Below are 24,279 nucleotides of genomic sequence, written 5' to 3' on the forward strand. Positions count from 1 at the left end.
CTCCTCCTTGTTTATAAATCCCATAAAAAATTCCTTACGAAAATAGCATTGCACACACTTCATCATGCATACAATGCTAATTTCATTTCAGCGGTATAATCTCACTGCTGTTCAACTGCAATATCTAGTTCGACTACATGGCCAGCCAGATCCATTTCCACGGTCAGATAATTCTCATCGCTGATCTTCACCTGAAAGTTCTCTCCAATAGAGAGGGACGGCGTGGAAATATCTACCTCCAGCCCCATGCCTGTAAGATTGGTAGCCGCATTGGCGGTCAGCATGTTACTCATTTCCGAAATGGCACTCTGCGCCATGGCATCAAATTCCGCCACCGGCATGCCCATCATCATGGTCGATGCAATGAATTTAGCCGTGTCCTCTGACATATTGTAGACCACATTGCCCCGGATCTGCTTGGTGAAACCTACGATAACCGATACTCCCAAGCTCACCGCATTCTTGGTCTTTACTCCCATCTTCAGCCGCGTCGGCTCCGGAAAGCCCATCTGCGGCATTACGGTGGTGAATGCATCGACGAACGGATTAACTAATTTGGCATCCATCTTATCATTCTCCTTCCGCAAATCCCACACTCATATTGATATCGCCCAATCTCGTCTTGGCACTGATACGGAAGGTCGTAAGTTTCGGACTGGCAATGCGGATCTTGCTGCCCACAATGGTGCCTGGCGGCGTGATGCGCATTTCCTTATCCTTGAACACATCATTGATATTGGATACCCCGCGTCCCACGATGATGTTTACCGCTTCTTCTACCGATTCACTGGCTTCATCCTCCGTAATCTCATCCTCTTCCTCGGCATCGAGCATCACGGTAGCAAAATCCTTCATGGTCTTATCATCCATATAGACAATAGCGCGCCCATTTGGTATGCCCGTAAGGCCTACGATGACGGCAATACCGCTGATATCCAGGAAACTGCGTCCCTCTTCCTCCAGCTCCACTTCGCTATGGACACCGGTCATGCTGAAAATGCCCTGCTGCAAGGCTTTCACGAAGGGTTTGGCATAGGATTCCCGCAAGACTGCCACCTTCCCCACCTTGTTCTGGCAAAGGATCATCAGGGTATCAATGAGCTCATTGATGCTGACGGGTTTCTGCAAAAAAGCACTGATACCCGCTTCCCGGCCACGAGCCACAAGGCTGGCATCCTTCATCGCACTAATCATGACAATCTTGGCATCCGGGTCCACAGCACGAATCCGGCGGGTGCATTCAAGGCCATCAGCATCCGGAAGATTCATATCCATGGTAACCACAGCCGGCTTGTACTGTTCATAGAGCTCCACTGCTTCAGCAGCATTTTTGGCTTGTGCACATACCTCAAAGTTCGTCTTAGCCAGATTCCCTTCAATCATCGCTCGGCTGACCTTCGAATCATCGACGATCATTACTTTGACTTTCTCCACAAATGCTCACCTGCTTCTCTACATTCCTTACATTGCCTACTCATAATATAAAAATTACCTATACGATTTTCATAACTAGAATTTTCGCTATACCCGAAGGAAATCCCTGCCTGCAAAAAAAATATTTTTAGATTTCGCTTTTCCCTACGGCATCAAAAGTTTCCACGATAGCCGGCGCAGGTTCTTCATCCAACCGGCTCACCACATAAACAGCCAGCAGGGAAAGCAGGAAGCCCGGCACGATCTCATAAAGCCCCAGCCAGTCGATCTGCTTCCAGACCAGCACCGTGATGCCGCCCACAATGATGCCGGCCAGCACGCCATTGCGGGTGGTGCGCCGCCAGAACAGGGCACAGAGCAGGGCCGGCCCGAAGGCTGCACCAAAGCCGGCCCAGGCATAGGCTACCATATCCAGAATGAAACTGGAGGGGTTAAGGCCGATAAAGATGGCCAAAGAAGCGATGATCAGCACTGAAGCCCGGCTGATCCAGATCAGCTCCGTCATGCTGGCATCCTTGCGCAGCAGTGTCCGATAAAAATCCTGGGCAAAGGCCGAAGCCGCCACCAGCAGCTGGGAGGAAGCCGTACTCATGATGGCCGCCAATACTGCCGAGAGGATCAGGCCTGCCACAATCGGCGGGAAGAGTTCATTGGTCATCACGAGGAACACCGTTTCCGACTGGTTGCCATTCAAGGGTTCAGCCAGGAACACCCGCCCCACCATGCCTACAGCGACGGCAGCGGCCAGAGATAGTACCACCCAGGTCATGGCAATGCGGGTAGCCTGCTTAATTTCCTTAGAACTGGAAATCGCCATAAAGCGCACGAGGATATGAGGCTGGCCAAAGTAGCCAATGCCCCAGGCCAGCAGGGAAATCAGCTCGATGGTCCCCAGCGTGGAACCATCCGGCTTGGTGAAGGGCTCCAGCATGGAATGGCTCACATTGTCAATGGCATTGACCGTTGCCGTAAAGCCCCCCATTTCCATGCCTGCGGTAATGGGTACCACCAGGATGGCGAAGAACATCATGACGCCCTGGATGAAATCCGTGCGGGATACCGCCAGGAAGCCGCCCACTAAAGTGTAGAACACCACGGAACCCGCGCCAATGAAGATAGCATACTGATAAGGCAGGCCAAACACCGTTTCAAACAGACGCCCCGAGGACACAAACCCGGAAGACGTATATATGGTAAAGAAAATCAGAATAAACACCGCAGGAATCGTTCTGAGCAGTCCACTGTTATCCTCAAAACGGTTCTCCAAGAACTGCGGCACGGTCAATGAATTCTTAGCCAGCTCCGTATACTTGCGCAGGCGGGCCGCCACAAAATGCCAGTTTGCCCAGGTTCCCAGCGCAATGCCCACGGCAATCCAGCCTGCATTGAGACCTGCCAGGTAGGCAAAGCCCGGCACGCCCATAAGCATCCAGCCGCTCATGTCCGAAGCCTCGGCACTCATGGAAGTCACCCAGGCCCCCAGCTTGCGGTTGCCCAAAAAATAATCGCTCATATTGCGGGTACGGCGGTAATAATACACGCCAATGGCCATCATCAGGCCGATATACAGAATAAACGTATTAATTATTGCCAACTGATCTGTCAAAGATTTTCCTCCTCTTGTTTTACAAGTTTACAACGATAGGATAAATTATACTTGTTTTTACCCCCATTTGGCAACTTTATTTTTATAGTAGCTATATAATTATAGTTATAGTGGACAATTCCCACGGATTTTTTCCGATTTTTTTCGATTTTGCAGGAAAAAACACTTGCATTATCGAAAGTCTTCCCGTATAATAGCTAAGGTTTTTCGAAAAGCTATAAAACAAGACAAACGCAGATAGCCTTAGTGTATATATCTATACATTTTTATAGGCATAATCTGCGCTCTTTTCGTGTGTGAAATTTTAGGAGGATACCTATGACGAAGTATGATGTTGTGATTGTGGGCGGCGGCCCGGCTGGCGTGTTTGCTGCCTATGAACTGGCGGAAAAAGCTCCCGAACTGAGAGTTTTGCTTTTGGAAAGCGGCAAGGATATCTACACCCGTGTCTGCCCCATTTCCGCGGGCAAGGTAAAGAGCTGCATTGGCTGCAAGCCCTGCAGCATCATGCGCGGCTTCGGCGGCGCCGGTGCTTTTTCCGATGGCAAATACAACTTCACGACGCAGTTCGGCGGCTGGCTCAACGAATATCTCTCTGACGAAGAAGTCATGGACCTCATCTATTATGTAGACAAAATCAACATGAAGCATGGCGCTCCGGCACAGGTTTTCAGCACGGAGAATTCCGATATCGGCTATCGCGCCCTGCAGCACGACCTGCACCTGCTCTCCGCCAGCGTCCGGCATCTGGGCACGGAAAACAATCTGGAAATGCTCAAGGCTACTTATGAATACCTCAAGGACAAGGTGGAATTCCGCTTTGAATGTCCCGTGGCTCATATCCACTCCGACGGTCAGGGAGAAAACGAAGTGGAACTGACTAACGGCGAAAAGATTGCCGCCGAATACCTGATTGTGGCTCCAGGCCGTGCCGGCGCCGAATGGTTCTCCACGGAATGTGACGCCTTGGGCCTCAAGCAGGAAAACAACCGCGTGGACGTCGGTGTCCGCGTGGAAGTTCCCGATGAGATCTGGAATCCCATCACCAGCCAGGTCTATGAAGCAAAACTCGTCTACCGCACCAAGCGCTATGGCGATCAGGTGCGCACCTTCTGCATGAATCCTCATGGTCATGTGGTCATGGAAAACACCGATGGCATCATCACGGTCAACGGCCATTCCTACAGCGATCCGAAGCTCCAGAGCAAAAACACCAACTTCGCCCTGCTGGTCAGCAACCGCTTCACGGAACCCTTCCATTCTCCCCATCAATACGGCAAGCGCATCGCCTCCTTCTCCAATCTCCTGGGCGGCGGCATCATCGTGCAGCGCTTCGGCGACCTTATGAAGGGACGCCGCTCCAATGCCCACCGCATGAGCAAGAGCTTCACCCGTCCGACCCTGCAGGCCACCCCAGGGGATCTTTCCCTGGTACTGCCCAAGCGCCATGTGGACAACCTCATTGAGATGATCCAGGCTCTCGACAATATCGCGCCTGGTATGACCAATGACGACACCCTGCTCTACGGTGTCGAAGTCAAGTTCTACAGTTCCCGCGTAAAACTCACCAAAGAACTGGAAACAGAACTTCAGAACATCTTTGCCATCGGCGATGGCGCCGGTGTAACCCGCGGCCTCTCCCAGGCTGGTGCCAGTGGCGTATATGTGGCCAGACAGATCATTGCCCGCCATAAGAGCAACTAAATGAACCAACACTAAAATAAAAACTCCCGCAGACATTCTTAACCCTGCCTGCGGGACAATTTTTTACCTTTTTCATAATTCATCATACAAATTTTTTATTTTTTGCAGGAAAAAGCTCCTTATTCGCGAAAAAGGCAATTATATAGATTGACATTTTTTAGTACCTGCTTATATAATTAATTATCTTATTCATACATTTTTCATATCTCTATTTAAATGGGAAAGGACTTGATATCTTGTTTCTGATTGCACTTTCACCGATTATCTGGCTGGCAGTGGCCTTATGCGTTCTGCATATGCAGCCCCACAAAGCCTGCCTGCTTGCCCTGCTGCTCTCTGCAGTTGTGGGCATCGGCCTCTACGACATGACAACCATCCATGCGTTCCAGGCCTTCCTGGAAGGTGTGGCCCTGGCCTGCTGGCCTATCCTGCTTGTAATCATCGCCGCTATCTTCACCTACAACCTGTCGGAATACACGAAGGGCATGGAAGGCATCAAGAAGATGCTGACCTCCGTCAGCAATGACCGCCGCGTGCTGATTCTCCTGATTGGCTGGGGCTTCGGCGGCTTCATGGAAGGCATGGCCGGTTTCGGTACTGCCATCGCCATCCCCGCCAGCATGCTGGTGGGCATCGGCGTGAATCCGATCTTGTCCGCCTGTGTCTGCCTTGTGGCCAACTCCGTGCCGACAGCCTATGGCTCCATCGGTATTCCTCTGGTTACGCTGGGCAATGTCACCGGCACGGATGCCACGACACTGGCTACTTACACCTGCCTGCAGCTGGCTCCGCTGACGATTCTCTGCCCCTTCATCATGACGCTGGTAGCCGGCGGTTCCTTCAAGGCGCTGAAGGGCATGACCATCATCTGCCTGGGTGCTGCCCTGGGCTTCCTGCTTCCGGAACTGGCCGTAGCTCTGACCATGGGCCCTGAACTGGCCGTTGTTGCCGGTTCCATCGGTTCCATGGCTGCCATTGTGGCCTGCGCCAAGCTGTTCCCGGTTGACGATCCTGCTTATGCGATGCCGGCCCATGAAGATGAAGAGCCGCTGACCGCTGGCGATGCCATCAAGGCATGGCTCCCGTTCATCCTGATCTTCGTCTTCCTGCTGGCTACGTCCAAGCTGATTCCGGCCATCCATGATCCGCTGAACCTCATCAAATCCTCTGTGCTGATCTATGACGGCGAAGGCGGCGCACCTTATACCTTCACCTGGGTTGCTACACCGGGCGTGCTGATTTTCCTGGCCGCTTTCATCGGCGGTTCCAAGCAGGGCGCCAGCTTTGGCGAAATGCTGAACGTACTCAAAACTACGATCATCAACCTGCGTTTCACCATCGTTACCATTATCTCCGTTATCGCTACGGCAAAAGTCATGGGCTATGCCGGCATGACCCACGAAATCGCCGAAGCTGCGGTGGCAGCAACGGGTACGGCTTACCCCTGCATCGCGCCCTTCATCGGCTCCATCGGTACCTTCATCACCGGTTCCGCAACGTCGAGCTGCGTGCTGTTCGGTAAATTGCAGACCGAAGCTGCCCAGGCTATCGGTGCAACACCTGCCGCTCAGGCATGGATTGCTGCCGCTAACGCTACCGGGGCCTGCGCCGGCAAGATGATCTCCATCCAGAGTATCGCCATCGCCGTGGCTGCCATTCAGGTACAGGGCGCAGATGGCAAACTGCTCTCCTTCGCTGCCAAGGTATATGCTCCCTTCATCATCATCATGGGACTTATCGTATACTTCGGTCAGTCCGTAGTAGGCTAAAAGCAAATACAGCATATAAAAATTCCCCGGCAGGTTCGTTCCTGCCGGGGAATTTTTATATGCTGTTATTTCTGATGGCGAACCACTTCCACCTCTATATAGTCAATCGGACCGGAGATGGGAACAGAAGGTTTGCGGACACGGGCCATAGCCGTCTTGAAATGCGGATATTTCGCCAACAGTTTATCGCCGATAGCTGCAGACAGGGTGCCCAGCATGGTATAGCGTTTATTTTCCGTGATATCTTTGACGATGTCATATACAGCAGCCGTATCAACACCATCTTTCAGCTCGTCGGTCTCTACCAGCTTGTCATCCTGGGTTTCGATTTCCACATCAATGTAGAATTTCTGCCCCTGCTCACGTTCATATTCATAAACGCCGTGGAAACCATAGAACATCATGTTGAGAATTCTCACTTTTGCCATTGTGGTCACTCCTATCACATTATAATCCAGCTTTGCCTGTAGGTTCATTACAGGGTTTTTCTATAATTGTGTATTTCGCTAAACCACGACAAAATCCTGCCGCTATAATAAATTTAATTATCAGTCACTGAGCATTTCTTCCCAGCAGGCATAGGCACAAGCAAAAAAGATCAGCACGAGCAAAAACAAATCCCCCATTATTTTTCCTCCATAGAAAAATAGGAGAGGCCTCGCCTCTCCGTAAAACGCCCATTACATCACCCGGCGGGCACCCAGGTAGCAATTGCTCCAATAAGAGCTGTCCAAAGAAGCTACACTGACTCCGCGGCTGGAGGACGCGTGAATGAACTGACGGTCGCCAAGATAAATGCCCACATGGGACGCTCCTGGAGCATACGTCGAAAAGAATACCAAATCCCCTGGCATAGGCTCACCGATGGGCGAACCTGCTTCATACTGCACATCTGCCGTACGCGGAAGATGTACGCCAGCATGGGCAAATACATACTGTACATAACCGGAGCAGTCAAAACCTCTGGGGCTCGTACCACCGAACACATACGGTACACCAAGGTACTGCATGGACTCAGAAATGATTGTACGGTTGATGTAATTGCCACCATGGGAAACCACCGGCATGGATTTGCCTAAAAGTGCCGTATAGGTTGACGGCCCTACCTGTCCATCTGCAGCCATCCCATGGGAAGACTGGAATCCCTTTACTGCCTCAGCCGTTGCCGGACCGAAGTCCCCATCTGCTGATACATCGTAACCAAGACGGACCAATTGTCCCTGGATCTCGGCTACCTCTGTGCCCTGGTCTCCTACGCGGAATGCAGACGCACTACACACAGAAAACATGGACATAAGGATCATAGACAGCGCAAATACACGCTTTGTTGCTTTTTTAAACAAAAAGCCAACTCCTCTCTCTGTTCGCTTACGAGGTTAGCTGCCGGGCTCGGGTAGAGAAGACCACCCGCTTCATTACTTGTACCCTTGAATATGGCACAATCTGACGTTCGCCCCAAAAACCTGGTTCCCCCGCTCCTGGGCTGGATTCAGCTTAATCCTATGTTATTTTTTTCACCCATTTATAGATATACGACAAAAAATGCCGTAATCCTGCTATTTTTTTCGCAACACGAAATTCTGTATAACTCTAAACAATTTTCAGTTTTCTTTCAGAATTCATGCTGACATGAAAAGTGGCTGTCAAAATGACAGCCAACATATTTCCATTCAAGTTGAATAAGCAATCAATAAGCCGAGTTTTGTTCCACCCACAAACGTGGGGGCGACAATCATTTATCTAGGCGCGGCAGTTGCCTGCCGGCTCAAGCGACTCAACCCGGAAGGTTCCGCGGGCCGCATCATCCCTTCCCTATTTGGTCTTGCTCCGTGTGGGGTTTACCCAAGCCAGCCAGTCACCTGACTGCTGGTGCGCTCTTACCGCACCTTTCCACCCTTACCTGACAAGTCAGGCGGTCTAAATCTCTATGGCACTGTCCCTAAGGTCACCCTCGCTGGACGTTATCCAGCACACTGCCCTATGGAGCCCGGACTTTCCTCATCTGGTGTCATGCACCAGCCGCGATTGTCTTGACAACTTATTTCAACATCGGTGATTATAACATATTTAGCAGCATTTTGTCAAATCAGGTGCTAAATAAATACAATACACGTTTCAGCCAATGATATCATTAAAGGATTTTATGGCTTCCTGCTGAACGAGTTTCAAGGGAACATTCTGCGCCATAGCCAGAGCCTTACAGTCTTCATATTCCGGAGAAACGCTGCATATCCTGCCGTCCCAGGCACTGACCTTGCAATTTACCACACCATAGGACGTTTCCACTTTGGCCATATGCCGGGCAGCCTCTAAGCGCTCGCCCACGGGCATCACCCGCAGACCAATGCTGGTGGTTTCCGCAAAGATAATCCCTGCGCAGTCACTCTGCCGGCCGGACTCCACCAGCACGGAGAGCTTCTGGGCCGGGCGGTTTTTCTTCATGAAGATAGGTGTGGTCCATACATCCAGGGCCCCGGCTGCCAAAAGTCTTTCATAGAGATAGCCGTAGATCTGCGGATTCATATCGTCGATATTGGCCTCCAAAACAGCCAGCTCGCTGACAGCAGCACCATGATATTCGCCAAAATACAGGCGCAGGACATTTGGCAGGCTCAGTTCATGGCTGCCGGCTCCATAACCGATCTTCTCCGACACGAAGCCCTTGGGCAGTCCTTCGCTATAGGTTCCCAAAGCCTTGACAATGCCGGCTCCCGTGGGCGTGACCAGTTCTTTTTTCTCAGTGCCCGTTTCTGTCTGCCAGCCCAGCAAAAGCTCGGCCACCGCCGGTGCCGGTACCGGCATCATGCCGTGGGCACACTGCACAAAGCCGCTGCCTGTAGTCAGCTTTGACACGAACACCCGCTCCACTTCCAGATAGTCGAGGCAGATGGCCGCACCGACAATATCCACGATGGAATCCACCGCGCCGACCTCATGGAAAGCCACCTCATCCGCCGGCTTGCCATGGACTTTGCCCTCAGCTTCGGCAATCTCTGTAAAGATTGCCACTGCCTGCTGCTTCACGGCCATGGAAAGGGCCGACTGTTCCAGGATTTCCCGGATATCCTTCATGGTCCGATGTGCATGGTGGTGTTCGTGATGTTCAGGGTGAGCATGGTCAGCCGCTGTCAATTTCACATCTACATATACGGCATGGATCCCCTTCTGCCAGACTTCCTGAACCTCAAGGGCAAATTCATCCGCCATGGGCAGCTTCTGCAGTTCCTTTTCCAGATAAGCCTGAGGCACACCGGCCTGCAGCATGGCCCCCAAAAACATATTGCCGCTGATACCGGCAAAACAATCCAAATATATCGCTTTCATAAGTCACCTCAGTTTATTGATTTTGCTGGCCAGCGCACCTGCGCCAAAACCATTGTCGATATTGACCACAGATACGCCCATGGCACAGCTGTTGAGCATGGAGAGCAAAGCCGCCACGCCCTGAAAGGAAGCGCCATAGCCTACGCTGGTGGGCACGGCGATGACCGGTTTATTGGTCAAGCCGCCCACCACGCTGGCCAGCGCCCCTTCCATGCCGGCAATCACGATGATCACATTGGCCGCCTTGATTTCCGGCAGATGGGCAAAGAGACGATGGATACCCGCCACGCCGCAGTCATAGCAGGTATGGACACTGTTGCCAAAGAGATAGGCCGTAAGCCGCGCTTCCTCCGCCACCGGCACATCGCTGGTGCCGGCGGTCATGATCAGGATATTGTGCTTTTCATCCCGCTCAAGGCTTTTATCCCGGTCGAGGTAAATTGCCCGGGCCATTTCGTCGAACTGGGCCTCCGGCACCTTTTCGAGCACCTTTTCATAATGTTCCCGGTTGGCTCTGGTGGCCAGCAGATTGCCCTCGCTATGCTCATAGAGAGAGGCAAATATATCCCGCACCTGTTCCGGTGTCTTGCCGGCGGCATAGATGACCTCCGGCATGCCCTGCCGCATTTCCCGGTGATGGTCAATCTCGGCAAAGCGCATCTCCTCAAAGGGCATTTCCGCCAGCTTGTCCAGGGCTTCACCCTCGGGTAAAATTCCCGCTTTATAGGCCTGCAGGATGCCGGCTATATCCTCACGTTTCATCTGTCCACCTCATTTTTCTCATTTCCTTACATTATAACAAACTTCGCCAAAGGATGAAAAATATCCTTTGGCGAAGAAAAAACCTGTCTGCAAATCAGATATTGAAGAAGGCCCGCATGAAGATGGCAGCAGCAGCGGCGCCGAAGAAGGGGGCAATGCCCGGCACGAGAATGCCATACTGCCAGTCGTTGTCCGCTTTGTTCTCAATGGGCAGCACTGCATGAGCAATGCGGGGGCCCATATCACGGGCCAGGTTCATGGCAAACCCTGTCGTACCGCCCATGCCCATGCCGATAGCCCAGACCAGCAGGCCGATGGCAATGGGAGCCAGCATGGCTTCCGGGCCCGTGCAGGCCTTCAGGATGCCCAGGATGCCCGAAATGAATACGAAGGTAGCGAAGAACTCGCAGAAGAAATTACGGGGCAGGTTGCGGATGCCCGGCGTCGTGGAGAAGATATTGCGGATGCGCACCGGATCGATCTTGCCCACAGAAGCCTTGAAGTGATCCGCATAGCAGAACCACATGATGGCTGCGCCGAAGAAACCGCCGGCCAGTTCCACTAGGGAGATGGGAATCACCATACCCCAGGGGATATTGCCCAGCACGGCCTGTGCCACAACCATGGCCGGGTTGATGCAGACATCACCGAAGAGATACAGGGAAACGGTGATACCGAAAGACCATGTGGTGATGGCAAAGATATGGCCCGTGCCATTGTATTTCGTGTCCACCAGCGTATCATCACAGTGCACGCCGATACCGAAGATAATCATCAGGGCCGTGCCCATGAATTCTGCTAATAATTGATGTTCCATTAATTTTTAACTCCTGTCCTTACATTTCTCTCAGCCTACAATAACGGCCAGACCATCGGGGATAACGGCGACCTTGGCATCATTGCCTTCATAGCTGTAAGCCTTGGCCAAAGCCTCATCGAAACTCTTGGCCAGTTCCATATGCATATCCGTAATGAGGTTTGGCTGCACCAGATCCGATACCATGATCACCCGGTGATGGGCCAGGATACGGGCGAGGATCTGGGAGGTCCACTGGTCGGGAATGGTCTCCAAGCGCGGCGTAGCCACAGCCTTGTCGAGGAATTCCTGAGGCGTCTTGGCATCGGCCAGGTTATGATAGAAACCTTCGCCGCCATGACCGTCAGCACAGCCGGCCACCATGATGATGGTGCCGCCTTCCTTGTTAGCGGCTTCGGCTGCCGTCATGCCCTTGACTGCCTGATAGATGTTCTGGTCGAGGGGATAGCCGCCATTGGTGGACACGGTGATGTCCGCCTGCACCTTCTGCACATGAGCCAGATCCGCCACAAAGGCACAGCCCTTCTCATGGGCCCGTTCCATATCGCCGGCAAAGGCGCCGATGATCTCCTTATCCTCATTGAGAACCACGTTGAGGATGAACTTCAGGCCAGCCGTGCGGGCAGCGTAGACCATATCCCGATGGATGGGATTGTCCAGCAGGTTGCCCGTGCGGGCATGATGATCGTTGATGAACTCACCGCAGTGGTTGGCCATGATGGTCTTGTAGGAAGCCACACCGGGCAGCACGGATTTGCGGCCGCCGGAGAAGCCAGCGAAGAAATGAGACTCGATGAAGCCTTCGGCAATCAGCAGATCTGCTTCCACTGCCGTGCGGTTGACGATGCAGGCACCGCCGCTGGGCAGAGTGCCGATTTTCACCATGGAACTATCATCCGTGGACACATGCATCACGATGTTCTCGTTCTTGACGATTTCCTCACCGTACTTGTTCACCAGTTCCTCATGGGTGGAGGGACGATGGAAGCCCGTGGCGATCAGGATGCTGATATTGGCCTCCGGTTCCACAGCACGGATCCGGCGCAGCAGAATCGGCATCGTGATATGAGACGGTACCGGACGGGTGTGGTCCGAGCTGATGATCGTGATGTTCTTCTTGCCTTTCACCAGTTCTTCCAGACTTGGGGAACCGATGGGATTGTCCAAAGAAGCTTCCACCAGTTCCTGCTGGCCCTTGTCAGCCTTGTAGGTTGCAGCCTTGGATTCCAGCACAGCCAAAACATTCGCGTCGGCAATTTCGGCTGTCATTTCCCCTTTGTCATAGGGCAGAGAAAATTTCATTTTCCAAAACCTCTCTTTTCAAATTCATACATTTCCATTACAATAGGGATAACTTTTCCTGTCCCTGCTTGCACGCATATAAGCTTAACACACGAAACAACTCTATTTTCATCAATACTTGCCACAATATACGGCAAATATTGCGAATAGAGATCCATTCTCCATAAGAAAGAAGGCTCCTCATGCTCCCCATCCTGGACAAAAACCTGCAAAAAGAATATGCTCTGCTGAGCCTGCTGGATTCTGACGAACGCTATTTTTCCTGTCAGGAACTAGCCGAAAAGCTCGGCTTATCCGAGCGCACCATCTATAAATATTTGCAGAATCTCACCACACAGCTTTCCAGCTATGCCCCCGAAGAACTGGCCATTGAACGCAGTGCCGCCTTGGGCATCCGCCTTTGCCGCGCCCTCTGGCTCAGCATCCATAGCGTCTACACCAAATTGGCGCAGCAATCCCTGACCTATGATTTCTTCCATAATTTGTTTTTGGAGACCACGGACACGACCACGGCTTTCTGCCTGGCCCATTTCGTCAGTTCCGCCTCCCTTTACCGGACCCTTTCCCCCATGCGGGAGGCTCTGGCAGCTTTTTCCCTAACCCTTGACGCTGCCGATATGCGGCTGGATGGCGAGGAAATGCAGATCCGCTATTTCTACAACAATTTTTACCTGCAGATCTACCGGGGCTATGCCTGGCCATTTCCCTCCATCTCCCGTCAGCTGGTGATGAATGCCATCGATGATATCCTGGGCAGTCTCGATGCTCCTATGTCCATCAGTGACCGCAAGCATTTCTCCTACTGGCTGGCGGTTATCGCGCACCGCCTGAGCCTGCGCCACTGCCTAACCAAACCATTGCCGGCAGAACTCGGTCTGGACAATGAAGCCTACAGCACCGTGTTGCCTGCCATCCAGCGCTTTTTCCAGCGGCTCCATCTGCCCGCCACTCCTCCGGAATGTCAATTTGTCTTTTACCTGCTCCACGCCTTTCCCTTTGGCATGAATGTACAGCAGCGGCTCTTTGCCGCCGCCCGGGACGTCCGGGGCTTTGACTGCCTGCCGCTGACGGCCACGGACCATTTCCTGGCGGTCTTTGCCCGCTATTTTCCCCAGTGGATGGGCATGGGCTCCCCGAGTTTCCGCCTGAAGCTCCACCGGCTGCATTTCCATGGCGCCCTGCTCAGCGGCAGCTCCGATCTGTTGGAGCGCTATCCCTTTCTCAAGACATATCAGCAAAGCTATCCTGCCTTTGCCCAACGCATGGCGAAGTTGTTTGCCTCCCTGGCTCCCCATTCCTGCGGCCGCTGTTTTGCCGATGAGCGCTATCTGCTCCCCCATTACATCCTGCTGTGCAGCCAGTATTTCGACCTGGCCGCCGGCGAGCCTGTCATCCGCCTCTCCCTGCTGACCGATTACGGCCCCATCTATGAAGAGAAAATAAAAAAGGAAATCATCTCCCGTTTCCGGGATGATTTCCACATAAAATTCGCACTGCCCCATGAAGGCTATGATATTCTCATCACCAATCTGCCGGTGAAGATTGTCACGCAAGGCCATTCCACCCTGTCCCTCCACGCTGCCTTCAATCAGCGGGAATGGACGCTGCTGGCCCGGCTGCTTGCACTGGCACAGCAACGCGGGTGATGAATTCCTCTGCATTGCTGGTACTCATATCCTCCAACAGGCTTTCCTCATAGGAGGGCCCGGCAGGCATCAGCCCATGGTCGGACATATAGCCGCGCAGCAATTCATAGGAAGCGGTGGTGTTCATATAATTCCCGGCAAAATAGGTCACCACAAAACGCCCGGCAGCCTTCAGCCGCCGCTGGGCTTTGGGCAGGGTGCGCCATTTTTGATCCGTGGGCACGTAAAAATAGCTTACGATCTGTTCTCCCCCCGGCCGCATAAAATCCTCAGGGGCAACCATGGCCCCGAAGGTATAGCCGGTGAGCACTTCCCCTTCCATGATATCCCGCATATAGGTGGCAAATTTCTGTTCCACGCCATTCCAATCCTCCTGCAGGTAAAATTGGCGCAGATTTTCTGACACCACCAGCCGCTGACCGGGCATTTCCACCTCTTCCACCATGTTCAGCCTGACTTTTTCCGCCTGCTGCAGCACATGACGCTGATTGACCACAATCTGTTTCATGCGCTGCAGCTTTTTCATTTCCTGATCCAGCCATTGCTCCTGACCTGCCAGCAACGCCGCAAATTTCTCCGGCGTACGCCCTTCCATATACTCCTTGATTTCGGACAAGTCCAGGCCCATATCCCGAAACATCCGGATCATATAGAAGGGGTAGAACTGGCGGGAGGAATAGGCCCGGTAGCCATTGCTCTCCACTGCCTCGGGGCTGAAGATGCCCTCGCTGTCATAATAGTGGAGGGTACGCTTGTTCACCCCGGTCATCCGGGCAAATTCCCCCACATGGAATGTCATATGACGCGCCATGAAAACTCCCCCTTGACATTACAGTTACTGTATCCTTTATGCTTAATATACACGAGGAACCTCTACGGTTCAAGAAGTTTATTCCATATTTGCAGAAAGGAAAATCTTTATGTCAACAAAAACACATAATCCCCTGGCTTATCACCACAGTATGTGGTCACTGCTGAAGTTTGCGGCCCCCTCCATCGGTATGATGATCATCATCTCCCTCTATACCGTCACCGATGGCATCCTGATTGGCCGCTACGTTGGCAGTGACGCTCTGGCTGCTTCCAACATCGTCTACCCGGCTTTCAATCTCGTATTGGGGCTGGCCATTATGCTCGCCGCCGGCGGTTCGGCATTGGTTGCCAAAACCCTGGGCGAGGGTAATCGCGAGCTTGCCAACAGACGATTTACCCTGATCACCATCAGCGGTGCCACGCTGAGCACGATCCTGGCTCTGCTGCTCTGGCTTATGCATAAGCCTTTGCTCATGTTTTTAGGGGCCAGTCCGGCCCTTTATGCAGAATGTGTAAATTACCTAACCGCCCTGCTGCCCTTTTTCCCCACGGCGGCCTTGATGCTGATCTTCAATGCTCTCTTCATCGCCGACGGCCGTCCCATTCAGGGCTTTATGGTCTCCGTGGTCTCTGGCGTGCTGAATGCCCTGCTGGACTATCTCTTCATGGCCCATATGGGGCTTGGCATTGTCGGTGCGGCTCTGGGTACCGGCCTGGGCGGGACCGCCGCCGCAGTGATCGGCCTGCACTACTTCAGCTGCCGCAGCCGTCTGCTCCGCTTCTGCCGGCCTGCATGGGAATGGAAAGCCCTGGGACAGGCCATGTATAATGGCTCCTCCGAACTGGTAACGGAAATTTCCGTAGGCCTGACCACCTTCCTCTTCAATATCATCACCTTCTCCTGGGCAGGAGAGGACGGCGTAGCTGCCATCTCGGTCATCCTCTATGCCGAAATGCTGCTGACCTCCGTGCTGATGGGCTTCAACAATGGCATCGCACCGCTTTTCTCCTATCAGTACGGGGCCAAGAATTATCTGGAACTTGTGCGGCTGCTGAAAATGGCCCTGCTGGGAATTTTTGCCTTTTCCCTGGTGGCCTTTGCCGGTTCCCGCATTTTGGCAGAACCCCTTATCAGCCTGTTCCTGCCGGATGGCGGTTCCGTCTACACGCTGACCGTCAATGGCTTCCTGCTCTTCAGCTTCAGCTTCCTGCTTTCCGGCTTCAACCTCTTTACCTCGGGGTTCTTTACCGCCATTGCCGATGGCAAAACCTCAGCCCTGGCCTCCTTTGCCCGGAATCTGGCCGGTATCGTGATCTTCCTGCTGCTGCTGCCCCAGCTGATCGGCTTCAGCGGCGTCTGGCTGGCAGTACCGGCAGCCGATATGGCCGCCGTCGTCCTATCCTGCTTCCTGCTCTATGACCAGCGGCAGAGTTTTCAGCAGCTGGGCCAGAAACGACGTCAACGACAGGGCAAGATCCATTCGCCCAAATTGCCGGCCTGAAATATTTTTGAAAAAAATCAAAAAAACTGTTGACAAGCACGGTGGATATCCGTATAATATATTTCTGTTGACAGACGTCACACAGGGGTATCGCCAAGTTGGTAAGGCACGGGTCTCTGAATCCCGCATGCGTTGGTTCGAGTCCAGCTACCCCTGCCAATTGAAATTTTGAGGAGTCGCATAGCGGCTCCTTTTTTGCATGATAATCGAAGAATAAGAAAAATCGCCGGCCTAAGCCAGCGATTTTTTTATTCCAATACTTGTTTCTGCTGTTTGCGTTTGCGATAGCGCAGGTACATCACGGCAATCACCACGGCACAGATGCCCACGAAGATCAGGCTTGCCTGATGACCGATGGCCAGCATGATCTCCCAGCTCTTGCCCAGCATCATGCCGGCGAAGAGAATCAGTGCCGTCCAGGGCAGGGAACCCAGGAAGGTCAGACTCAGGAATTTCTTCATGTCCACATGGGCAAAGCCTGCGGGCAGGGAGATGAAGGTGCGCACCACCGGCAGCATGCGGCTGAAGAACACGGCCTTGAGCCCGTATTTATCAAACCAGTTCTGAGCGATATCCACATGGGATTTCTTGACGAAGAAATAATGACCATATTTATCCACAAAAGTACGGCCGCCATAATGCCCCACAGCATAGGCGAAGATGGAGCCAGCCATGCCGCCCACCATACCGGCCACCAGGGCCCCTGTAAACGTCATCTGGTCAGCAAAGATCAGATAGCCAGCAAAGCCCAGGATAAGCTCACTGGGAATGGGAATGCAGGCATTCTCCGCAGCCATCAGGATAGCCACCGCCACATATCCCCAGGAAGCGATGAAATCCAAAAAAATCGTTGAAAAGTGTTCCATTGCAATCTCCTTTCTCGTATCTTCGGCTATTATACCCTAGAAACCGTCGCTATGCAATGGCAAAATGTCCCATTTACACCGTTGCGGAAAAATGATAGGATAGTTGTATTGTTTCCTATTTAATGAAGGAGTGACTCTTTTGGAAGGTGCATCCCTGCGTATCCTCTATGTGCTGACTGACCTGATCTGCCCTTTGGTGGTGGGCTATTTTATGCACCACCGCCACTGGGTGTCCGACAACATCATCAACAAGGTCATCCGCTTCAATGTCATCTGTGTCTACACCACCCTGTCCCTGCTTAGTTTCTGGGTACTGCCTCTGTCCTGGAACCTGCTGCTGGTGCCGCTGTTCGGCGCGGCTTTAGTACTGCTGCCCGGAGCCATTGGCTGGCTCGTCTTTGCCAGCCGCATGGAAAATCTCCTGGACCGGGGTGCCTTCATCGCCAGCGCCATGCTGGCCAATCTGGGCACCCTGGGCGGGGTATGCGCCTTCATCCTCTACAACGAGCAGGGCTATGCCTATGCCCAGCTTATCGGCACGACACAGAACATCCTGCTCTGCATCGTGGTCTTTCCCATGGCCCAGTATTTCTATCTGAAGCACAGCGCTTCCCTGCGGAAATCCAGCCCCAGCCATAATTTCCGGGAAATGTTCTTTTCCATCAACCAGCTGAGCCTGCTGGGCATGGTTGCCGGTTTGATCCTCAATGCCAACGGCATCCAGCGCCCGCCTGTGCTGGGGGAGATCTTCCAGAGCCTCGTGCATATCGGCGCCTGGATTGCCATGCTGCCCGTGGGCTTCCTGATCGACTTCCGGCAGGTGCGCCGCTATGCCCGCAATATCCAGACCCTTACCCTGCTGCGCTTCGTCATCACGCCGCTGATCTTCAACGCCATCACCTATTTCTTCGTCAGCGATTCCCTGCTGCGGGGCACTTTGATGATCCTGACCTTCTGCCCCACGGCCATCAATGCCGTGCTGGCCTGCAAGCTCTACAAGCTCAATACGGATCTCTGCGTGTCCTCCTTCGTTATCACCACGGCGGCTTTCCTGCTGGTTATTTTCCCTTTGTTATTCTTCTGCCTGCATTGAGGTTTGAACTGTGAAGCGAATCTATATTTTGATCTTCCTTGTGCTCGGCCTGGCTTTTGCCTGCTGGCATTACGCCCTGCATCCGGCTGTGCCAGCAGGCACCATTATCCAGCCCAACACGCCCTCTAAGAGCATCCTGCTGATTCCCCTGGACGGCCGCCCGCCCTGCCGGCAATTCGTCATAGATGCCGGTGCCATCGCCGGTTATGCGGTCAACACGCCCCCCTCAGAGCTTCAGGACTATTACTCCGCCCCCGGCGATACAGCAGGCATGCGGAAATGGCTGCAGGAAAACCTGCCCCAGCAGGAAGCGGCCATTATCTCCATCGACCAGCTGCTCTACGGGGGGCTGTTGGCCGCCCGGGAAAAAGAAGCCACACCGGCCCAGCAGGACGAGCTGATTGCCTTCCTGCGCCAGCTCCATCAGGAAAATCCAAATAAGCCCCTGCTGGCCTTCAGCATCCTGCCCCGGCAGACGCCTCAGGATACCATTGACGGCTATCAGGAGAAAAAGGATCTGCTGGCCTATTCCCGCCTGAAGGGACGCCAATACGCCGGCCTTCCTGTGGACGAAGGGGAGCTCTCCCGGCTGGAACAGGCCATCAGCCCCCAAAACATGCAGAAATACCTGCAGCACTTTGATGAAAACGAAGCCCTGAACCGCAAACTCATCGCCCTGGTCAAGGAGGGCGTTCTGACCAGATTGGTACTGGGACAGGACGATGGCGAGGAATACAGCATCCCCAATATCGCCAAAGCCCATCTCTGGGCCTTTATGCAGCAGGAGGGACTTCCTGAAGATAAGGCGGTCATCACCCACGGCGCCGATGAGATCGCCCTGACCATGCTGACGGCCTATCAGAATGAGTCTGCCGGTTATCAGCCCGCAATCTATATCGCCTATAACCATCCTGCCACCGCTGGCACCATCATGCCCTATATGGCCATCGATATGGCCACTGTCGCCCGGGAAAAGATCGATTTGTCAGGCGGCCGGGAAGCGGCCTCCCCTGACGAGGCTGACCTGATTCTCTACCTTTCCGCCAATGATTATGAACAGGATACCGTCAGCCTTCGCGCCCGCAATGTTCAGGAACTGAAAGGCTATCTGAACCAGTCAAAGCATATCGCCCTGGTGGATCTGTCCAAACACTTCATGGCACAGGAAACGCTGCTTCCCCTGCTGCTGGCCAAGGATATCCCGCTGAATGCCCTGACCGCCTATGCCGGCTGGAATACGGCCAGCAACGCCGTCGGCACGGCAACCGCTTCGGCCAGCCTTTACCTCAGCGCACAAAAAAATGCCCAGAGTCCGGAAGAAGCCTTGGGCACCATGGCGAGCAATATCCATTTCCTGCAAAACCGCATACTGGAAGATTACTTCTATCTGAAGGAAGATATCGATACCGTCAACCATACACTCAAGAAAGCCGGCTACCGCAATACCGCCGATCTGGATCTGGAACATAACTGGCGCTGGGCCAATTCCATGCTGCAGGAGAGCATGCAGAAGCATCTGGCTGCCTATAAACAGAGCAAAGCCCTGAAAGCACCGGTAAGAATCGATACCCCGCAGGGAGCTTTCACCGTCTTTATGGACGACCTGACCATGGAACTCAGTTTCCCCTGGCCCAGGACCTTTGAGATTTATCTGGAAACCACGCCGTATCTCTATCAAACTTCAACATCATAAAAGGGTAACGCTCAAACGGGCGTTACCCTTTTCATCTATATGTTTCAGGAATGTCTTAGAAGCGGAAGTGAGACAAGGCCGCCTGCTGGCTCTGGGCCAGCGTAGCCAGGGCATCACTGGCGGAGGCGATCTCCTCAGCCGAGGCAGATTGCTCTTCGGTAGCGGCGGATACAGCCTGCATTTCGCTGGCCACCTTGCCGCTGTAGCTATTGATATTGCTCATCTCGGCGGCAATTTCATTCGTGGCATCAGCCGTAGCGTTGATGGCTTCCGTCACATGGGTGATTTCACCGGAGACACCTGCCACCAGCTGATTGATCTCTTCGAACATGGTGCGCAGGGCTTCTACACTATGAGCACCCTCAATTACAGCCTGCTTGCCGGAACGCATGGCAATCACAGCATTTTCCGTATCATCCTGGATTTCCCGGACAAGGCCTGCGATCTTTTCAGCAGATTCCTTGGATTCCTGGGCCAGCTTGCCGACTTCTTCAGCTACCACCTTGAAGCCTCGGCCATGCTCACCGGCACGGGCAGCCTCAATGGAAGCATTCAGGGCCAACAGGTTGGTCTGCTCAGCAATACCGGTCATGGCATCCACAATCTCACCAATCTGCTTGGAGCGTTCGCCCAGTCGATCTACCATCATTGCCGATGAAGTCACCGTTACCTCCACATCCTTGATCTGACGGACCGAATTATCGATGGACATATTGCCCTCTTCCGCCCGCTTGGCCACCATGGAGGAATTTTCCTCTACCTGAACAGATTTCTGACGGATTTCCTCAATCGAAGCTTCAGCGCTCTGAACCGACTCATTGCTCCCCATCACAGCCTGCTGCTGATGTTCCACGGACTCCACAACTTCCGTAGCGGACTGGGCAACCTGGGTAGCTGCCTGGGCAGCCTGCCCGGCACTGGCGGTGAGTTCCTCTGAAGATGCGGCCAGCTGCTCGGAAGATTCGCTGACATGACGCATGAGCTTATTAAGGGATTCTCGCATCGCCTGCATGGCTTCACTCATATGGCCCAGCTCGTCACCCCGGGGTTCATAATCATCATTAAGTCTGAAATCCCCATCTTTCATCCGACGGCATTCCGCCACCATCTTGTCCAGAGAGGTCATGATATCCCGGATAATGAAGGTAGCAATGCCCATCAAAACCGCAAAACACAATACGGTCGTAATGATCATCAGGAACATTTCACTCTGATTCCGCTCAGCGATCTCTTCATTGAGGGCTTCTGCATTATCATCGGCAACTTTCTGCAATGCAACCAGACTCTTCAGGAGGTCCTGCGTCACGCCGGCTTCCACGCCTTTGTAATAGCTCCATGCCTCCTGAGTCTTGCCTGCATCAGCCAGTTTCCGGGCCTGTTCGATCCCGCTCTTATACTCGGCCCACTTTTTCTCCGTGTTGGGAATCTCCGCCGCAGCCTTTTCCGCTCTCATTCCCAAGGCCTTATACTCGGGCCAGGTCTTCTCATAACTGCTGACCGCTTCATCAATGGACGCATTGATCTTGGCGTCCTTAGGGTCCAGGATATGCTTGACAATCCGCACCTGGATCATCCGCATATAGTTGATCTCGTCGCCCAGCATCCTCGTTGCCTTCAGCTTGCGGTTGTACATATTGTCAAGGTCATCCCCGGCCTTGCTCATAGCACTATACCCCGAAAAGCTCAGGACTGCCATACCAATGATGCCAATAACAACCAGCACCAGGATTTTGTACCCAATACGAATGTCTTTCAGTCTCATTTCCTCACTTGCCTTTCTGCGCAGCCGTTCCCTATGGCCGCTCGATTCCACTTACGTCTCTTCCTGTACCTTGTGAAAAAGTACGCTCTAAACATAACATGTATTTAGGACTTTTGCACTAGGAAAGTTTATTCTAAATCGCCGAATTGCTTGTTATTTTCGCGTAAATTAAAGAAAAACCGCCAATCCTTTTCTGATTGACGGTCATCTCTTGGGACATTGCTGTTTTTGTTATCTCACTGCGATATTTAGTCCTAATTTATGTGTATGATGTTTATTGTATACTTTTTTCCGGCGTTAGAAGCGGAAGTGGGACAAAGCTTCCTGCTGCCCTTGGGCCAGGGTTGCCAGAGCCTCGCTGGCAGCAGCGATTTCCTCGGCCGAAGCGGACTGCTCTTCCGTGGCAGCAGATACGGCCTGCATTTCGCTGGCCACCTTACCGCTGTAACTGTTGATATCGTTCATCTCACTGGCAATCTCGTTGGTTGCGTCCGCCACGGAATGGATGGCATCGGTAACATGGCTGATCTCACCGGATACGCCCACCACCAGCTGATTGATCTCCTCGAACATGGTACGCAGGGATTCCACGCTCTGAGCACCTGTGATGACGGCTTCCTTACCGGAACGCATGGCAATCACAGCATTTTCCGTATCATTCTGGATTTCCCGGACAAGATTTGCAATCTTCTCGGCGGACTCCTTGGATTCCTGGGCCAGCTTGCCGACTTCCTCGGCCACAACCTTGAAGCCGCGGCCATGGTCACCGGCACGGGCTGCCTCAATGGAAGCATTCAGGGCCAACAGGTTGGTCTGCTCGGCAATCCCCGTCATGGCATCCACGATCTCACCGATCTGCTTGGATCGCTCGCCCAAGCGGTCTACCATCTTGGCGGAAGAAGTTACGGTTACCTCTACATCCTTGATCTGACGGACCGAATCATCAATGGAGTCATTGCCCGCTTCTGCGCGCTGGGCTACAGCAGAAGAATTCTCCTCAACCTTGGCGGATTTCTGGCGGATCTCCTCGACGGAGGCTTCCGCATTCTGCACGGACTCGTTGCTTTCCATAACAGCCTGCTGCTGATGTTCCACCGATTCCACCACTTCCGCAGCCGACTGCGCCACCTGACCGGCGGCCTGGGCGGCCTGTCCTGCGCTGGCAGAAAGCTCTTCAGAGGAAGCGGCCATCTGTTCTGCTGAATCACTGACTGTACGCATGAGTTTGTTCAGGGAGCGGCGCATTTCCTGCATGGCAGCTTCCATCTGTCCCAGCTCATCGCCACGGGGTTCATAATGTTCGTTAAGTCGGAAGTCCCCATCCTTCATCTGATTGCATTCCTGAACCATCTGTTCCAGCGTGGTCATGATATCCCGGATGATGAAGAAGGCCACCCCCATCAGCGCTGCAAAGCACAGGATCGTCGTCACGATCATCATGAACATCTCATGGGCATTGTTTTCCGTAACTTCCTCATTGAGGGCATCGGCATTGTCATTGGCCAATTTTTCCAGATTATGCAGGCTGGCCACCAGATCCTTGGTGATGCCATTCTCCATTTTCTTGTAATGATCCCAGGCTTCCTGCTTCTTGCCAGCATCTGTGAGGCGCTTCACTTCCATGATGCCCTGCTTGTACTCGATCCACTGTTTCTCCACTTCCGGAATCTTGGGAGCGATATTATCCGCCCGCATGGCCAGCTCCTTATATTCCGGCCAGGTCTTTTCATAGCTGTCCATTGCTTCTTTGACGTACGCTATAATCTGCTCGTCCTTCGGATCGATGATGTGTTTGGTCACCCCCAGCTGAACCTTGCGGGTGTAGTTGATCTCATTTCCCAGCAAACGCGTTGCCTTCAACTTCCGGTGGTACATGTTGTCAAGGTCATCCCCGGCCTTACTCATGCCGCTATACCCGGAAAAACTCAGAATTGCCATGCCGATGATACCGATAACCACCAGCACCAAAATCTTAGCTCCAATACGAATGTCCTTCAATCTCATTTCCTCACTTGCCTTTCTTCCTCGGCCGTATCCCGACGGCTCTTCGATACTGCTTACATCTTTAAGCGTTTGTGAATAACGCTCTTAAAAGATAACATGAATTTAGGACCTTTGCACTATAAAAGTTTATTCCAAATTGATTTATTGATAAATATTTTCATGTAAATTAAAGAATGACCACT

At 53.0% G+C, this 24,279-nt stretch carries 19 protein-coding genes, 1 tRNA gene, 1 other RNA gene and 1 riboswitch; of the genes, 7 read left to right on the top strand and 14 right to left on the bottom strand.

All coding sequences use genetic code 11. The annotated features are described in order from the left end of the window. Positions 1 to 101: 101 nt before the first annotated feature. From SELR_RS11165 to putP, 3 genes are all read right to left on the bottom strand, one after another. Positions 102 to 566, bottom strand: a complete 465-nt coding sequence (locus SELR_RS11165; RefSeq protein WP_014425332.1) for a chemotaxis protein CheX — start codon at positions 564 to 566, stop codon at positions 102 to 104. Positions 567 to 570: 4 nt separating this feature from the next. Further along, positions 571 to 1,434 carry a response regulator gene (locus SELR_RS11170; protein ID WP_041914397.1) on the bottom strand — a complete coding sequence of 288 codons (864 nt, stop codon included), beginning with the start codon at positions 1,432 to 1,434 and terminating at the stop codon, positions 571 to 573. A gap of 127 nt (positions 1,435 to 1,561) precedes the next feature. Further along, a complete protein-coding gene (gene putP, locus SELR_RS11175; protein ID WP_014425334.1) occupies positions 1,562 to 3,040 on the bottom strand; it encodes a sodium/proline symporter PutP in 1,479 nt (492 codons plus the stop codon). Positions 3,041 to 3,358: 318 nt separating this feature from the next. On the opposite strand from putP, the gene SELR_RS11180 reads away from it, so the two are divergent. Together SELR_RS11180 and SELR_RS11185 are read left to right on the top strand one after the other, a co-directional pair. Beyond that, a complete protein-coding gene (locus SELR_RS11180; protein ID WP_014425335.1) occupies positions 3,359 to 4,744 on the top strand; it encodes an NAD(P)/FAD-dependent oxidoreductase in 1,386 nt (461 codons plus the stop codon). A gap of 236 nt (positions 4,745 to 4,980) precedes the next feature. Continuing rightward, the gene (locus tag SELR_RS11185) at positions 4,981 to 6,513 is read left to right on the top strand and encodes an L-lactate permease (RefSeq protein WP_014425336.1); all 1,533 of its coding nucleotides are present in this window, start codon (positions 4,981 to 4,983) and stop codon (positions 6,511 to 6,513) included. Between the two features lie 65 nt (positions 6,514 to 6,578). On the opposite strand, the gene folB is transcribed toward SELR_RS11185, so the two are convergent. The 7 genes from folB to larA form a co-directional block, all read right to left on the bottom strand. Beyond that, complete coding sequence (gene folB, locus SELR_RS11190; protein ID WP_014425337.1) at positions 6,579 to 6,941, bottom strand: dihydroneopterin aldolase; 363 nt, start codon at positions 6,939 to 6,941, stop codon at positions 6,579 to 6,581. A gap of 252 nt (positions 6,942 to 7,193) precedes the next feature. Beyond that, complete coding sequence (locus tag SELR_RS11195; protein WP_102013482.1) at positions 7,194 to 7,817, bottom strand: C40 family peptidase; 624 nt, start codon at positions 7,815 to 7,817, stop codon at positions 7,194 to 7,196. A 45-nt stretch (positions 7,818 to 7,862) separates the two neighbouring features. Further along, a riboswitch (cyclic di-AMP (ydaO/yuaA leader) is annotated at positions 7,863 to 8,018 on the bottom strand. A 171-nt stretch (positions 8,019 to 8,189) separates the two neighbouring features. Next, an RNA gene (rnpB, locus tag SELR_RS17985) (RNase P RNA component class A) lies at positions 8,190 to 8,554 on the bottom strand. 74 nt (positions 8,555 to 8,628) lie between these two features. Next, a complete protein-coding gene (gene larC / locus SELR_RS11200; RefSeq protein ID WP_014425339.1) occupies positions 8,629 to 9,837 on the bottom strand; it encodes a nickel pincer cofactor biosynthesis protein LarC in 1,209 nt (402 codons plus the stop codon). 3 nt (positions 9,838 to 9,840) lie between these two features. After that, positions 9,841 to 10,599: a nickel pincer cofactor biosynthesis protein LarB gene (larB, locus tag SELR_RS11205; RefSeq protein WP_014425340.1), complete on the bottom strand. Its 759-nt coding sequence runs from the start codon at positions 10,597 to 10,599 to the stop codon at positions 9,841 to 9,843. A 94-nt stretch (positions 10,600 to 10,693) separates the two neighbouring features. Further along, a complete protein-coding gene (larD, locus tag SELR_RS11210; protein ID WP_014425341.1) occupies positions 10,694 to 11,416 on the bottom strand; it encodes a D/L-lactic acid transporter LarD in 723 nt (240 codons plus the stop codon). A gap of 30 nt (positions 11,417 to 11,446) precedes the next feature. Then, on the bottom strand, positions 11,447 to 12,718 hold the full coding sequence (gene larA, locus SELR_RS11215; protein ID WP_014425342.1) for a nickel-dependent lactate racemase: 1,272 nt from the start codon (positions 12,716 to 12,718) through the stop codon (positions 11,447 to 11,449). A gap of 182 nt (positions 12,719 to 12,900) precedes the next feature. Between larA and SELR_RS11220 the strand changes: the two genes are divergently transcribed. Beyond that, on the top strand, positions 12,901 to 14,364 hold the full coding sequence (locus SELR_RS11220; protein WP_014425343.1) for an AcpB/EbpR/MafR family transcriptional regulator: 1,464 nt from the start codon (positions 12,901 to 12,903) through the stop codon (positions 14,362 to 14,364). On the opposite strand, the gene SELR_RS17855 is transcribed toward SELR_RS11220, so the two are convergent. Then, on the bottom strand, positions 14,303 to 15,175 hold the full coding sequence (locus SELR_RS17855; protein WP_014425344.1) for a MerR family transcriptional regulator: 873 nt from the start codon (positions 15,173 to 15,175) through the stop codon (positions 14,303 to 14,305). The genes SELR_RS11220 and SELR_RS17855 overlap by 62 nt on opposite strands. Before the next feature lie 109 nt (positions 15,176 to 15,284). On the opposite strand from SELR_RS17855, the gene SELR_RS11230 reads away from it, so the two are divergent. Both SELR_RS11230 and SELR_RS11235 read left to right on the top strand, forming a co-directional pair. Beyond that, on the top strand, positions 15,285 to 16,679 hold the full coding sequence (locus SELR_RS11230; protein ID WP_014425345.1) for an MATE family efflux transporter: 1,395 nt from the start codon (positions 15,285 to 15,287) through the stop codon (positions 16,677 to 16,679). Between the two features lie 83 nt (positions 16,680 to 16,762). After that, a tRNA-Gln gene (locus tag SELR_RS11235) sits at positions 16,763 to 16,838 on the top strand. A gap of 89 nt (positions 16,839 to 16,927) precedes the next feature. Here the strand turns inward: SELR_RS11235 and SELR_RS11240 are convergent. Further along, on the bottom strand, positions 16,928 to 17,545 hold the full coding sequence (locus SELR_RS11240; RefSeq protein ID WP_014425346.1) for a DedA family protein: 618 nt from the start codon (positions 17,543 to 17,545) through the stop codon (positions 16,928 to 16,930). 130 nt (positions 17,546 to 17,675) lie between these two features. On the opposite strand from SELR_RS11240, the gene SELR_RS11245 reads away from it, so the two are divergent. Together SELR_RS11245 and SELR_RS11250 are read left to right on the top strand one after the other, a co-directional pair. Then, positions 17,676 to 18,638 carry an AEC family transporter gene (locus SELR_RS11245; RefSeq protein ID WP_419789592.1) on the top strand — a complete coding sequence of 321 codons (963 nt, stop codon included), beginning with the start codon at positions 17,676 to 17,678 and terminating at the stop codon, positions 18,636 to 18,638. A gap of 10 nt (positions 18,639 to 18,648) precedes the next feature. Next, the gene (locus SELR_RS11250) at positions 18,649 to 20,331 is read left to right on the top strand and encodes a DUF4127 family protein (RefSeq protein WP_014425348.1); all 1,683 of its coding nucleotides are present in this window, start codon (positions 18,649 to 18,651) and stop codon (positions 20,329 to 20,331) included. A 55-nt stretch (positions 20,332 to 20,386) separates the two neighbouring features. Here SELR_RS11250 and SELR_RS11255 read toward each other — a convergent pair whose 3' ends face one another. Beyond that, positions 20,387 to 22,144, bottom strand: coding sequence for a methyl-accepting chemotaxis protein (locus tag SELR_RS11255; protein WP_014425349.1), 1,758 nt, complete (start codon positions 22,142 to 22,144; stop codon positions 20,387 to 20,389). A 246-nt stretch (positions 22,145 to 22,390) separates the two neighbouring features. Continuing rightward, on the bottom strand, positions 22,391 to 24,097 hold the full coding sequence (locus SELR_RS11260) for a methyl-accepting chemotaxis protein (RefSeq protein ID WP_014425350.1): 1,707 nt from the start codon (positions 24,095 to 24,097) through the stop codon (positions 22,391 to 22,393). Between the last annotated feature and the right edge of the window lie 182 nt (positions 24,098 to 24,279).

The sequence above is a fragment of the Selenomonas ruminantium subsp. lactilytica TAM6421 genome (assembly GCF_000284095.1).
GTDB classification, from domain to species: Bacteria; Bacillota; Negativicutes; order Selenomonadales; family Selenomonadaceae; genus Selenomonas_A; species Selenomonas_A lactilytica.